This is a genomic window from Bacillus sp. A015 (assembly GCF_053851875.1).
In genome coordinates this window covers 122,947-135,232 of record NZ_JBSPZB010000002.1, presented here as the reverse complement: position 1 = coordinate 135,232, position 12,286 = coordinate 122,947, and the positions used below count along the sequence as shown (strand labels likewise).

The 12,286-nt window shown below is 41.2% G+C and carries 16 protein-coding genes and 1 riboswitch; of the genes, 13 read left to right on the top strand and 3 right to left on the bottom strand.

Annotation, left to right across the window (positions count from 1 at the left end; genetic code table 11):
- The first annotated feature begins 3 nt into the window (after positions 1-3).
- From ACSLGF_RS02270 to lysA, 3 genes are all read left to right on the top strand, one after another.
- On the top strand, positions 4-612 hold the full coding sequence (locus ACSLGF_RS02270) for a stage V sporulation protein AE (protein ID WP_456002110.1): 609 nt from the start codon (positions 4-6) through the stop codon (positions 610-612).
- Complete coding sequence (locus ACSLGF_RS02265; protein ID WP_456002107.1) at positions 566-2,038, top strand: spore germination protein; 1,473 nt, start codon at positions 566-568, stop codon at positions 2,036-2,038. Before ACSLGF_RS02270 ends, ACSLGF_RS02265 begins: the two co-directional genes overlap by 47 nt.
- Before the next feature lie 115 nt (positions 2,039-2,153).
- The gene (gene lysA, locus ACSLGF_RS02260) at positions 2,154-3,479 is read left to right on the top strand and encodes a diaminopimelate decarboxylase (RefSeq protein WP_456002507.1); all 1,326 of its coding nucleotides are present in this window, start codon (positions 2,154-2,156) and stop codon (positions 3,477-3,479) included.
- A gap of 40 nt (positions 3,480-3,519) precedes the next feature.
- On the opposite strand, the gene ACSLGF_RS02255 is transcribed toward lysA, so the two are convergent.
- Positions 3,520-4,404, bottom strand: coding sequence for a DUF1002 domain-containing protein (locus tag ACSLGF_RS02255; protein ID WP_456002104.1), 885 nt, complete (start codon positions 4,402-4,404; stop codon positions 3,520-3,522).
- 294 nt (positions 4,405-4,698) lie between these two features.
- On the opposite strand from ACSLGF_RS02255, the gene ACSLGF_RS02250 reads away from it, so the two are divergent.
- The 7 genes from ACSLGF_RS02250 to ACSLGF_RS02220 all read left to right on the top strand — a co-directional run bounded on the left by ACSLGF_RS02250 (position 4,699) and on the right by ACSLGF_RS02220 (position 9,152).
- Positions 4,699-5,136 carry a peptidylprolyl isomerase gene (locus ACSLGF_RS02250; protein WP_008359679.1) on the top strand — a complete coding sequence of 146 codons (438 nt, stop codon included), beginning with the start codon at positions 4,699-4,701 and terminating at the stop codon, positions 5,134-5,136.
- A gap of 443 nt (positions 5,137-5,579) precedes the next feature.
- Positions 5,580-5,816: a DUF2164 domain-containing protein gene (locus ACSLGF_RS02245; protein ID WP_099726770.1), complete on the top strand. Its 237-nt coding sequence runs from the start codon at positions 5,580-5,582 to the stop codon at positions 5,814-5,816.
- Between the two features lie 237 nt (positions 5,817-6,053).
- Positions 6,054-6,398, top strand: coding sequence for a hypothetical protein (locus ACSLGF_RS02240; protein WP_456002101.1), 345 nt, complete (start codon positions 6,054-6,056; stop codon positions 6,396-6,398).
- A 115-nt stretch (positions 6,399-6,513) separates the two neighbouring features.
- Positions 6,514-6,655: riboswitch (FMN riboswitch) on the top strand.
- A gap of 250 nt (positions 6,656-6,905) precedes the next feature.
- Positions 6,906-7,556, top strand: coding sequence for a riboflavin synthase (ribE, locus tag ACSLGF_RS02235; RefSeq protein WP_456002098.1), 651 nt, complete (start codon positions 6,906-6,908; stop codon positions 7,554-7,556).
- An 11-nt stretch (positions 7,557-7,567) separates the two neighbouring features.
- A complete protein-coding gene (gene ribB / locus ACSLGF_RS02230) occupies positions 7,568-8,194 on the top strand; it encodes a 3,4-dihydroxy-2-butanone-4-phosphate synthase (RefSeq protein ID WP_456002095.1) in 627 nt (208 codons plus the stop codon).
- 26 nt (positions 8,195-8,220) lie between these two features.
- Positions 8,221-8,685 (top strand): 6,7-dimethyl-8-ribityllumazine synthase, encoded by a 465-nt coding sequence (gene ribH, locus ACSLGF_RS02225; RefSeq protein WP_034318783.1) that lies wholly within the window; start codon positions 8,221-8,223, stop codon positions 8,683-8,685.
- A gap of 113 nt (positions 8,686-8,798) precedes the next feature.
- Positions 8,799-9,152: a GNAT family N-acetyltransferase gene (locus ACSLGF_RS02220; RefSeq protein WP_034318785.1), complete on the top strand. Its 354-nt coding sequence runs from the start codon at positions 8,799-8,801 to the stop codon at positions 9,150-9,152.
- 24 nt (positions 9,153-9,176) lie between these two features.
- On the opposite strand, the gene ACSLGF_RS02215 is transcribed toward ACSLGF_RS02220, so the two are convergent.
- Together ACSLGF_RS02215 and ACSLGF_RS02210 are read right to left on the bottom strand one after the other, a co-directional pair.
- Positions 9,177-9,701: a DUF309 domain-containing protein gene (locus ACSLGF_RS02215; RefSeq protein ID WP_456002092.1), complete on the bottom strand. Its 525-nt coding sequence runs from the start codon at positions 9,699-9,701 to the stop codon at positions 9,177-9,179.
- Positions 9,702-9,789: 88 nt separating this feature from the next.
- Positions 9,790-9,882 carry a YjcZ family sporulation protein gene (locus ACSLGF_RS02210; RefSeq protein WP_012010430.1) on the bottom strand — a complete coding sequence of 31 codons (93 nt, stop codon included), beginning with the start codon at positions 9,880-9,882 and terminating at the stop codon, positions 9,790-9,792.
- A 209-nt stretch (positions 9,883-10,091) separates the two neighbouring features.
- Here ACSLGF_RS02210 and ACSLGF_RS02205 point away from each other — a divergent pair, with 209 nt between their 5' ends.
- The 3 genes from ACSLGF_RS02205 to ACSLGF_RS02195 all read left to right on the top strand — a co-directional run bounded on the left by ACSLGF_RS02205 (position 10,092) and on the right by ACSLGF_RS02195 (position 12,217).
- Complete coding sequence (locus ACSLGF_RS02205; RefSeq protein ID WP_099726774.1) at positions 10,092-10,850, top strand: segregation/condensation protein A; 759 nt, start codon at positions 10,092-10,094, stop codon at positions 10,848-10,850.
- Positions 10,840-11,433, top strand: a complete 594-nt coding sequence (gene scpB, locus ACSLGF_RS02200) for an SMC-Scp complex subunit ScpB (RefSeq protein WP_099726775.1) — start codon at positions 10,840-10,842, stop codon at positions 11,431-11,433. Before ACSLGF_RS02205 ends, scpB begins: the two co-directional genes overlap by 11 nt.
- A 304-nt stretch (positions 11,434-11,737) precedes the next feature.
- Complete coding sequence (locus ACSLGF_RS02195; RefSeq protein WP_456002089.1) at positions 11,738-12,217, top strand: YpuI family protein; 480 nt, start codon at positions 11,738-11,740, stop codon at positions 12,215-12,217.
- Positions 12,218-12,286 lie beyond the last annotated feature (69 nt).

The following is a 12,286-nucleotide window of genomic DNA, read 5'->3' as shown; positions in this document are numbered from 1 at the left end:
CATATGGGGCAAAGACGTAAAGTCATTTTAGTGACAGACGGAGATATATATGCTGCCAAAACGATTGAGCTTGTCGCCAAAAACGTCGGCGGACGATGTATTTCTAGCTCAAAAGGGAATCCAAGCAAACGGACAGGACCTGAACTTGTCCAGTTGATTTTAAAGACGCCGTATGATCCAGTGTTTGTCATGTTTGATGATTCTGGTTTGACGGGTGAAGGAACAGGGGAGACGGCGATGAAGCATGTGGCGTGTCACCCTGAAATTGAAGTGATTGGAGCCATTGCAGTTGCATCCAAGACGCATCAAGCCGAATGGACCAAGGTGCATGTCTCCATTGACCGGGAAGGTGAACTAACAGAATACGGTGTCGACAAACACGGACTTCCAGAAATGGAGCCACATAAAATGAGCGGGGATACGGTGTATTGTCTCGACTCACTCCATCTTCCGCTTGTTGTCGGGATTGGGGATATTGGCAAGATGGGACGGAAAGATGATCTGAGCAAAGGGTCTCCAATCACGATGAAAGCAGTTGAGTTAATATTAGAAAGGAGTGGTTTCCATGAAGAAAGACAAGGTAAACGTGTACCGAGACCCGAAGAAAAATGAAGATTACTTCAAGGATAATGTCGGGATGGGTCTCAGCTTTGACCTTGGCGTTCGGAAAATCTATATACATGATCAGGAAATCCAACTTTACTATGTAAACGGATTGTGTGATACGCAGTATGTCATCTATTTATTAAAAGAACTGATTGAAATCAATGACAACGAACCTGAATCAGATGACCTCGCTTATGTGGTCGAGAACCGCCTTGTCAATCAGCAGGTCTCAAAAGTTGAAACGCTGGATGAAGCAGTAGATCAAGTGCTGTCGGGACTTGTAGCAGTCGTTGTAGAAGGTGAAAACTACGCATTTATCATTGACGTCAGGAGCTATCCTGGCAGAATGCCAGAAGAGCCGGATACAGAAAAGGTTGTCAGAGGAGCAAGAGACGGGTTTGTTGAAAACATTATTGTGAATACAGCGCTCATCCGAAGAAGAGTGCGAGATGAAAAGCTGCGATACAAAATGCTCAAAGTAGGCGAACGTTCAAAAGCAGATGTATGTGTTTGCTACATTGAAGATATTGCGGACCCAGATCTTGTGGATATTCTTGAAAAAGAAATATCAGGGATCAAAGTCGATGGGCTGACGATGTCTGATAAAACGATTGAAGAATTTATTATTAAACAAGGGTATAATCCCTTTCCGCTTGTGCGATACACCGAGCGCCCAGATGTAGCTGCTAACCATATATTAGAAGGGCATGTTATCATCATTACCGATACATCGCCTAGTGTCATCATTACTCCAACCACAATTTTTCATCACGTTCAGCATGCAGAAGAATACCGTCAGGCACCGGCAGTAGGCACGTTTCTAAGATGGGTACGCTTTTTAGGCATATTATGTTCTACCTTTTTATTGCCAATTTGGTTTCTGTTTATCCTAGAACCAAATCTCCTGCCTGACAATTTAAGCTATATTGGGTTTAACAAGCCTTCACATATCCCTGTTATTCTCCAAGTATTTCTTGCTGATTTTGGGGTGGAGTTCTTAAGAATGGCAGCAATTCATACGCCAACTGCACTGTCGACCGCCATGGGGCTGATTGCGGCCGTTTTAATTGGACAAATTGCCATCGATGTCGGTTTATTTACACCGGAGGTCATTTTATACGTCTCACTAGCAGCCATCGGCACATTTACAACGCCGAGCTATGAACTGAGTGTCGCCAATAAGATCGTGCGACTCATCATATTAGCACTAGTGGCGATCTTTAAGCTGAATGGACTCATCATTGGTTTTACCTTGTTACTCATTTATTTAACATCCATTCGTTCATTGCAGACGCCTTATATGTGGCCGTTCATTCCTTTTAATGGAAAGGCTTTGTGGCAAGTGCTGATTCGGACGTCTGTTCCTGGCTCAAAAGTAAGGCCAAGCATCGTACACCCTCAAAACAGATCAAAAATTCCGCCAAATTCTTAACGCTCATTGAAAGTGGCTGAAGATTGTGATATTGTATTTTTAACTTTGAGAAACGGCAAAAGGCAGCTCACGCAGCTGTCTTTTTTCAGCCGAGGCGGAGAAAGAGGGAATGACATTGTATTTACACGGCACTTGCAGACAAAATGAACTCGGTCATTTAGAAATTGGTGGTGTTGATGCCGTTTCTTTAGCTGAAACGTATGGGACACCACTTTATGTATATGATGTGGCTTTAATACGGGAGCGCGCAAAAAGCTTTCAAAAAGCGTTTATAGAAGAAGAATTAACGGCGCAGGTAGCATATGCGAGTAAAGCATTTTCCTCTATTGCCATGTTTCAGCTTGCCAAAGAAGAAGGATTATCTCTTGATGTCGTATCTGGCGGAGAGCTGCATACAGCCATTTGCGCCGGATTTCCAGTAGATAAAATTCATTTCCATGGCAACAACAAAAGCAGAGAAGAATTAAAGATGGCATTAGAGTATGGGATCGGCTGTATTGTAGTTGATAATTTCTATGAAATGAAACTCATTGAACAGCTTGGTCAAGAGCTGTCAAAAAAGGTGAAAGTGCTGCTCCGTATCACGCCAGGTGTCGAAGCGCATACTCATGATTACATTACGACAGGCCAAGAGGATTCAAAGTTTGGCTTTGATCTTCATAATGGACAAGCAGACGAAGCGGTGAAACAAGTGCTTGGGTCAGAAGTGATCGATCTTTTAGGTGTCCATTGCCATATCGGTTCACAAATCTTTGATACGGCTGGTTTTGTCCTTGCAGCAAATAAAATCTTTATGAAGCTGGATGAATGGAGAGAATCCTTTGGCTTTATCTCCACAGTGTTAAACTTAGGCGGAGGCTTTGGAATCCGTTATACAGCAGAGGATGAACCACTTCCTCCGATAGAATACGTTGAGAAAATAATTCAAGCTGTCAAAGCGAACGTAGCCCGCTATGAGTTCGATATGCCAGAAATTTGGATTGAGCCAGGCCGCTCTCTTGTTGGAGATGCAGGAACGACTCTTTATACGATCGGCTCATCAAAACATGTCCCTGGAATTCGTGATTATGTAGCCATAGACGGCGGAATGAGTGACAACATTCGCCCTGCTTTATATCAAGCGAAATATGAAGCAGCGAGCGCCAATAAAATGAGCCAAACGCATGATCAAACGGTTTCAATTGCAGGGAAATGCTGCGAGAGCGGAGATATGCTCATTTGGGATATTGACCTGCCAGAGTTATCACAAGGAGATTTATTAGCTGTCTTTTGTACAGGAGCTTACGGCTACAGTATGTCAAACAACTATAACCGCATCCCGCGCCCGGCTGTTGTGTTTGTAGAAGATGGGGAAGCGCAGCTTGTAGTTGAGCGTGAAACATATGAGGACATTGTCAAACTGGATTTACCCTATCAATCAAAAGTGAAGTCATCTACTTAAAAACGCTGCCTGGTCATCAGGCAGCGTTTTTTTATGAAATTTATTTTCCGCCAGTGAATACAGACGCAATCGCGTTCCAAATGGAGACAAAGAAATCCCAAATCTTTTGTAGAAGGTTTTTACCTTCATCTGATTCTATGAATTTCGTAATCTTGTCTTTTGCTTTATCGATTTGAGACCCTACTTGGTTCCAATCGATATTGATGTTTTTCATTTTATCAAAGAGGGAGACTAGCTGATCCTTTTGCTCTTGCGTCAGATTTAAGTTCAAATCGGAAGCGGCTTGATTCACTTTTTCTTCCACTTCTTTTGTTGTTTTAGGGACACCGTTTTTCGCAATGTCATCTTTGATTTTTGCAATAAGAGCAGAAGCATTGTTTTTTCCGATGGAGTCACCCAATTTAGATGTTGTCACAAGTTCTTCGTTTGCGACCTGCTTCACATCTTCTGGAATGGCTTTGTCACTTGACACTTCATAGGCTTTTAATAGACCTGTCAGTGCGGCTGTACCGGATACTTCAAACGGAGCAGTCACGACCACCTTCGCATCCTTGACACCTGCTGTCATTAACGCATTTAAATACATCTCATCAGTAATGGTCTTAATGTTATGTGTATCCACAGTCAGACCAGTACCTGATTTTTCTATGGTGATGGATGAAGATGATAATGCTCTAGTCCCGATATCAGAACGAGGGATATACTTTCCTAAATATTCGTGCTCTTCTTTATTGGTTACTTCAATTTTTGTCGCATTTTCAGGTGGATTCAACTCGTCAAGCACCTTCTGGCGATCAGCCGGTGTTAAGTCTTGCCCGAGTGTGACGATGACATCGCCGGCAGCTGCATCCGCTAAGCTGACTTTTGGCGCACCAATCAGTAAAAGGAGCGCTGCCATCATACCAAGCATCGTTTTTTTAAACATGTTGACCTCCTTCAAGTCGAAAGCGTTCCTCTTTTGAGAGAAACTCATCTTTTGAGTACACGTGTGAAGCGTACTCCAACATATAGACGTAACAAGTCAGCCTGACGTTTCAATTTTCTTTTGAAGATGTTTTGATCAGTCTAACTTCATGTACTTAGGAGAAAAGGATCAGGCTCTTCTATTTTAACAATGATGAGATGGGAGGTAAATAACATTCAAAAAGCAGGGGATGTTTAACATCACTGAAAATGTGCTATAATGAGCGTTGTTTAACCTGAAAGGAGAATGTGAAAAATGGCGAAAAAAGGATACATACAATTAACGAATGGAAAGAAAATTGAGTTTGAACTTTACCCAGAGGCTGCTCCAGGTACAGTAGCAAACTTTGAAAAACTAGCAAATGAGGGCTTCTACGATGGATTGAAATTCCACCGCGTGATCCCAGGCTTCGTCAGCCAAGGGGGCGACCCAAACGGTAATGGAACTGGAGGCCCTGGTTACACAATTAAATGTGAAACAGAAGGAAACCCTCATCAACATGAAAGAGGTTCATTATCAATGGCGCATGCTGGTAAAGACACAGGCGGCAGCCAATTCTTTATCGTACATGACCCGCAGCCGCATTTAAATGGCGTGCACACTGTTTTTGGTAAGGTAACATCTGGTATCGAGGCTGTTCTTGATATGGAGCAAGGCCAAGGTATGGAAAAAGTCGAAGTTGTAGATGCTTAATCCAAAACACCGCTTAATCGCGGTGTTTTCAGCGTGTAGACAAACCCTCGCATTCGGTGTCAGTCCTGCGTTCCGGTGCTCACGAATGTCAAATTCGCTCCGCTCCGGTACTCGTCCTTCCTAGACTTCAAGGGTTTTCTATCACGCTGAAAAGAAGACAAAGGGCTAAAATAAAGATCATTTTAGCCCTTTGTCAACAATCTGAAAACACCGCTTAATTGCGGTGTTTTTTGATTTATATCTTCATTTTAAAAGCGTATTTTGATCAATTTTTTTCAAAATGCGCTTTTTCTTTTTGAACAACCATGCACAGAACCTGTTTCTGTGGTATGATAACAGAACAAACATTCGCACTTGTGGTTGTCAACCATACAGATGAAACACGAGTGACATCTGCAAATCATGAAAGCGTGTGGTCATGCTGAAAGAAAGCAGGAGATACTTTGAAACCATTAACAAAAGAAGAAAAAAATCAAATGATGATTGACATTCAGCGTTACTTTGCCGAAGAACGAGAAGAAGAGATTGGTGAATTAGCTGCCATCAATATACTAGAATTTATCACAAAAAATCTTGGAAGCTACTATTATAATCAAGGGGTTCGTGACAGTCGCAACATCGCTGTTCAGCGATCACAATTGTTAGAGGAAGACCTATTCGCACTCGAAAAAAGAGTATAATCAAAAAGCCTACATTCTTTTGGTGTGTGTTTTACTAATGATAAAAAGGAAAGATACCCCCTTAAAAAAGAACGCATATTCGTATCATATGTAATGATTAAAAGGTGGAAACCAAAGGTCCGTCTCAATCGTTATATAAGTAACCATTAATGAAAAATTGCTCTTTTGGTTTTATTTCATCATGATAAGGAATAAAACATACAAAAAGGCGAAGTGCAGATGATGGAGGTTCTAAATATGGGGAAAATTAAATTAAAAATTGCGATCTTATTTGTTTTACTGCTTTGTTTAGGCGCAGGTTATTTATACATGAATGGCATGAAAATTGAAGATGTGCCAATAGCCATTGGCGAAAGCTTAACGAATAATGATAAAGATTACACAATCTATGAATATACCATTACGAAAATTGATGGAGATGAATATTACGGTCAAGCGAAAAACGGCACGAAAATCATTTTTAATGGAAAGAAATTTGAAGATGATGTCGCTGATTTGAAGAAAGGTGATCGTATTAAAGCCTACTTTAGTAATGAAAAAAGAATAGATGGTCTTATAAAAGTAGTAAAAGTCGTTAATTAACATGTCTCCTTTCCTATAAGGAGGCTTTTTTTATAAAATATGTAGGGAAATCTTGATTGTTGCATTTGTCAAAAAGGATCGCTATAATAGCCCCTAAGGACAGCTGAATATCGATTGTATCCTTCGGGGCAGGGTGGAAATCCCGACCGACGGTAATAAAGCAAATGCTTTACAGCCCGTGACCCGTTAATTTATTAACGGTTGATTCAGTGAAAAGCTGAAGCCGACAGTGAAAGTCTGGATGGGAGAAGGATAAAGAAAGCTATGAATGAAAAATATTTGTTGATCATAGTTTTATTTCTAATGCAAAAAAACCACAGCCCCGGAATTTTTTCCGGGGCTTTCTGTATGTACATGAGTATAGACGGCATGCAGTGTTATTAGGTGATCCCTCATTTACCTTGTATGGACCATAAAAAGCGACGAAGGTGCTCAATCGATCACATGTCCCTAACATCGCTTTTTGATAAAGTGAGAAATACAAATGAAAGAGAAAGGGAGGATCACATGTTTACGGGAATTATTGAAGAAGTTGGCTCAGTCCAGTCATTAAGCAAAAAGTCAGCAGATGCCATGGAAATTGTCATAAAGTGCAGCCGTGTGCTAGAAGATGTTCATCTTGGAGATAGTATCGCGATCAACGGCGTATGTCTCACAGTCACAAGCTTTACAAAAGAACAGTTCACGGCAGATGTGATGCCTGAGACGGTGAAAGCCACATCGCTGGATCACCTTACATCAGGCAGTCCAGTCAATTTAGAGCGAGCGATGTCCTCGAATGGACGATTCGGCGGCCATTTTGCATCAGGCCACGTCGATGGGACGGCGATCATTACCCGAATAGAAAAGAAGAGTAATGCCATTTACTATGATTTAGAGATGGAAAAGACCCTCACAGACATGCTCACCAAAAAGGGATCAATTGCGATAGATGGTGTCAGCTTGACCATTTTCGATTTGCGTGATGCACACGTCACAGTCTCTATTATTCCTCATACGCTTGAAGGAACTATTTTCCCGACTAAATCTATGGGGGATATAGTGAATATAGAGTGTGACATGATCGGTAAGTATATTTATCGCTTTTTAACAAAAGAGCCAAACGGAAAGCAGCCATCCCGATTGACCCCATCATTTTTAAAAGAGCACGGATTCTAGGAGGCGATTGTATGTATCATTCAGTTGAGGAGGCAGTAAATGCCCTCAAACAAGGAGAAATCATTATCGTAGTAGATGATGAAGACAGAGAAAATGAAGGAGACTTTGTGGCACTTGCTGAGCATGCAACGCCGGAAGTCATTAACTTCATGGCTTTACATGGAAGAGGTCTCATTTGCACGCCAGTCCATGCGTCGATTGCCAAACACCTGGACCTGCATCCAATGGTAGAGCGAAATACGGATGCACACCATACAGCGTTTACAGTGAGCATCGACCATACGTCAACGACGACCGGTATTAGTGCCTTTGAGCGCTCAACCACCATGTTGGCCATGTTAAATAAAGACGCAAAACCAGAAGAGTTTGCCCGCCCAGGTCATGTATTTCCGCTCATTGCAAAAGAGGGCGGCGTACTAGAAAGACCGGGTCATACAGAGGCGGCCGTTGATCTTGCTAAGCTTGCGGGTTCAGAGCCAGCGGGTGTCATATGTGAAATTATGAATGTAGATGGATCAATGGCGCGCGTCCCTGAACTGAAGGAGATTCAAAAAGAACATGATTTAAAGATGCTTACAATAGAAGCATTGCAGACACATTTAAACAATAATCAAACAAAAACGATGGAAACAAAATAAAAATCACAAAAAAGGATGATGAACATATGAATACAATACAAGGGCATGTAGTAGCAGAAGGACTAAAATTTGCAATCGTAGTGGCAAGATTTAATGATTTTATTACAAGTAAGCTGCTAGATGGAGCAGAAGATACATTGCTTAGACACGGAGCAAACGGTGACGATATCGATGTTGTGTGGGTACCGGGCGCTTTTGAAATACCGTATATGGCAAAAAAACTAGCCGAAACAAAAAAATACGATGCGGTCATTACACTTGGAACAGTGATCCGAGGCGCAACAACTCACTATGATTATGTTTGTAACGAAGCGGCCAAAGGAATTGCTCAAAGTGCCATCTCAACAGGGGTACCGATTATCTTTGGTGTACTGACAACAGAATCCATTGAACAAGCCATTGAAAGAGCCGGTACAAAAGCTGGAAATAAAGGCAGCGAATCGGCTGCAGCTGCCATTGAAATGGCCAACCTAAATCGAACGTTTCGTTAATTTAATGAAAAAGAGTTTAAAAACGGCATGAAAATGTTTATAATGTGTGATGAGCAAATGATTCATAAGACATTTGCTGGAAAATAGGACAATTTTAATATTGAGGGGTATATATGTTAATTCGTTACAAGAGGTCTTTTGAAAAAATTGCCATGGGACTTCTGTCCTTTATGCCGGGTGAGAAAGACGTCAAACAGCTTCAGCAGACGATGAAGTCATATGAAATGGATGAAGATCGGCAGCTGTTCCTTTGGAAAGATGGCGAGGATATCGTAGGTGCCATTGGTGTGCTGAAAACAGACGACCAAGTGCAAATCGAGCATATTAGCGTCAATCCATCCCATCGTGATCAAGGAATCGGCAAGGAAATGGTTTTAGCCGTGGAAGAGGTATTCAAAACCAAAACACTCATTCCAAATGAATTAACGCAAGGCTTCTTTCATAAGTGTCACAGTGAAACAAATTAAATATCACACATGTAAAAGCAGAGGCTACAGTCCTCTGCTTTTTTTACGTTTGATCTGCTTCTCCCGTTCAAGCAATACATCTGTCCGGTCACGCAGTCTATGTTTTTCGATTAAAAACGTGTGGGATAAGTTACTTTCCTGTCCAAAGGTCAATCCTTCTTTTTGAGCCATTTCTCTGCATAAAGAAAGAAGCGCTTGATCTTTGATTGGAAGCATCACACTCTCATAGGGCCTGTCTTCATCCATTTTCTTTTTCAGTGTTCTAAGAAGCAAAATAAACGCCTCATCATCAAGACCTAGGTTCGATAAAACTGGCCGATTTGCTTCTAACAAGTGAAGGCTGTTTGAAATGAGCCGTTTCGCTCCTTTTCCATTTCCCCGTCTTTGATGATACAAAGCAACAGCAAGCTGAATCAGACCAACCCAATATGCTTTGCGCTGCTCCGGGAGATCTTCCTTCCAATATTCTTCAAGAATTTCATGACACTCAAAATAATCTCTTGTCGTATGAAATTCGTGTAAAAAAGCCACGTACGCTTCAGGATACACAGCGGTCATCTCCTTTTCCACTATCAGTCTAACACACCGAAAAGAAAAGAAGAAAGAGCGCCCTTTAGTGAAAGGACGCGCTGTTTCTTTAATAAACCCAAGCCGCGCCAACGATGATCAGCAAGATGAAAAGCACGACAATAAGTGCGAATCCTCCGCCGAAGTTATAGCCATCTCCCATAATGATACGGCCTCCTTTTTCATCAGTTCTGATTACAATGGTATTCTATGTATAAGTGCCCTCATTGGTATGGGCGATTCCACTGTTTTTCTTGTTTTGTCTAGGGCATCATGGTCGAAATTATATTGGACGAGAGCTTTATCCTGTCTTATACTTAAGGTTAGCCGGTGAAACGGTACTTAGAAGACAGTAGAAATGGTGAGAAAAGAATGCTGGAATATCAGGTGAAAATAGATTCGTTTGAGGGTCCTTTGGACTTGCTTTTACATTTAATCAACCGTCTGGAAATTGATATTTATGATATTCCCGTCGCGAAAATTACGGAGCAGTATTTATTATATGTCCACACGATGAGGGAGCTTGAGCTCGACGTTGCGAGTGAATATTTGGTGATGGCTGCAACCCTCCTAAGTATTAAAAGCAGAATGCTTCTTCCGAAACAAGAGGAAGAGCTATTTGATGAAGACCTGCTCGAAGAGGAAGAGGATCCTCGAGAAGAGCTGATTGGCAAATTGATTGAATACCGAAAGTATAAAAATGCAGCGCAAGAACTAAAGGAGCGCGAAGAAGAAAGGCAAAATGCCTTTACAAAACCACCGAGTGATTTAAGTGAATTTGCAAAAGAAGCGGAAGCAAAGGACACAAACTTACATGTAACGGTGTATGATATGTTAGGTGCGTTTCAAAAGGTATTAAACCGAAAAAAAATAACGAAACCAGCTCCATCAAAAATTACAAGACAAGAAATTCCGATTGAAGACAAAATGAATGAGATTATGAACCATTTAAGAAAAACAAAAAAACGGACCAATTTCATGACTTTATTTCAACATGATCAAAAGGAACACCTTGTCGTGACGTTTCTTGCTGTTCTCGAATTGATGAAAAGTCATCACATCATGTTAGAGCAGGAAGGGAACTTTGAAGACATTTATATTATAGGGAGTGAAACGATTCATGACGCTTGATATCGTGAATTGGAAAGCCATCTTAGAAGCGCTGCTGTATGCAGCAGGTGACGAAGGCTTAACAAGAAAGCAGCTCATGTCTGTTCTTGAAGTAGATGAGGCGGCATTACTCGATATGATGTCTGCCGTAAAGGAAGAATATCAAAAACAAGAACGTGGGATTGAGCTCATCGAATATGCAGATTCATATATGCTGCTGACTAAAAAAGAATACAGCATTTATTTAAAAAAATTAGTAGAGACACCTTCCAAAGGTTTGTCACAGGCCGCGCTGGAGGTGCTTGCAATTGTCTCTTATAAACAGCCGATCACGCGTAGTGAGGTAGAGGAGATCAGGGGAGTCAAATCAGAGCGGGTGCTTCATAGCCTAGTAGCCAAAGCGCTGCTCTGTGAAGTTGGACGTGCCGATGGCCCAGGACGAGCGATTCTTTATGGCACAACGCCTACCTTTTTAGAGCAATTTGGCTTAAAAGCCCTAGATGAATTACCACCGCTTCCAGAGAATGTTGAAGCAGATGGTGTGCAAGAAGAGGCTGATCTATTTTTTGAAAACTTCAATCAAACATTTGAAGAGATAAAATAGTTCAAAATAAGGAAAAATGTATGATAAAATATAAAAAAGATTTTAGGTCTAAAATCTTCAGGCTGTCGAGAAAATCTCGACAGTTTTTTTGAAGGTCTAGATACACCGTATATTGAATGTAACGAAAGCGAAAAACACCATATATCGTTTCGTGAACAGTTAAAAAGACAAAAATGAGGGCTTTGTTGACACCTTGTCTTGAAAACCCCCACTTTCTCTTTAATCTGAAGATTTTAGGTCTAAAATCTTTTAATGAAAGATAAAATGGTGACAAAGCCATGAGGGGAAGGTAAACACGAAACAAATGGCACATATGAATGTAAAGGCTCAAGTTGATCAAGCAGGCGTCTTTTTATTAAAGGTTGCAACTGAAGTGAATGGTTTTTTGAACGAAGCTACCTTGTCGAGCTTGAAACGATTAAACCCCGAAGCGGAAGCCTATTATTGTGACATATTGAGTACATTACGGAAGCTTGCAGTGTATAGCGAGGATGCAGCGGCAGTTTGCAAAAAAATCGGCCAGCAGCAGACATTCCCGCAGCAAGCGGCTCAGCAGATGCTTCACCGTATTTATCATCAATGTATTGAAGAATTTTTTACGCCGAAAAAGGATACATGGTATGAAGATAGCCGTTCGGCCTACACAGGGAAAAGCAGCATTGTTTTCCGCCATGAAGTATCGGCTGATGTAAAGCGATTATTTTCTTCATTAGAAAAAGACTTTTTAGCAATGAGAGAAGAGCTAGAATATACAACATCTCATCAGCAAATGAAAATGGTATAAGCAAGAATGAAAAGCGACTCTAAATATAGAGGCGCTCAGATTGTTGACAAAGGGCTAAAATGAACTTTA

Bases quoted from the DNA above. Each gene is read 5' to 3' on its own strand.
- ACSLGF_RS02205 (WP_099726774.1), top strand. From the start codon at position 10,092: ATGCTGGAATATCAGGTGAAAATAGATTCGTTTGAGGGTCCTTTGGAC.
- ACSLGF_RS02250 (WP_008359679.1), top strand. From the start codon at position 4,699: ATGGCGAAAAAAGGATACATACAATTAACGAATGGAAAGAAAATTGAG.
- ACSLGF_RS02265 (WP_456002107.1), top strand. From the start codon at position 566: ATGAAGAAAGACAAGGTAAACGTGTACCGAGACCCGAAGAAAAATGAA.
- ACSLGF_RS02210 (WP_012010430.1), bottom strand. From the start codon at position 9,882: ATGGGAGATGGCTATAACTTCGGCGGAGGATTCGCACTTATTGTCGTG.
- scpB (WP_099726775.1), top strand. From the start codon at position 10,840: ATGACGCTTGATATCGTGAATTGGAAAGCCATCTTAGAAGCGCTGCTG.
- ACSLGF_RS02255 (WP_456002104.1), bottom strand. From the start codon at position 4,404: ATGTTTAAAAAAACGATGCTTGGTATGATGGCAGCGCTCCTTTTACTG.
- ribB (WP_456002095.1), top strand. From the start codon at position 7,568: ATGTATCATTCAGTTGAGGAGGCAGTAAATGCCCTCAAACAAGGAGAA.
- ACSLGF_RS02220 (WP_034318785.1), top strand. From the start codon at position 8,799: ATGTTAATTCGTTACAAGAGGTCTTTTGAAAAAATTGCCATGGGACTT.
- ACSLGF_RS02240 (WP_456002101.1), top strand. From the start codon at position 6,054: ATGGGGAAAATTAAATTAAAAATTGCGATCTTATTTGTTTTACTGCTT.
- ACSLGF_RS02195 (WP_456002089.1), top strand. From the start codon at position 11,738: ATGGCACATATGAATGTAAAGGCTCAAGTTGATCAAGCAGGCGTCTTT.
- ACSLGF_RS02270 (WP_456002110.1), top strand. From the start codon at position 4: ATGGGGCAAAGACGTAAAGTCATTTTAGTGACAGACGGAGATATATAT.
- ribE (WP_456002098.1), top strand. From the start codon at position 6,906: ATGTTTACGGGAATTATTGAAGAAGTTGGCTCAGTCCAGTCATTAAGC.
- ribH (WP_034318783.1), top strand. From the start codon at position 8,221: ATGAATACAATACAAGGGCATGTAGTAGCAGAAGGACTAAAATTTGCA.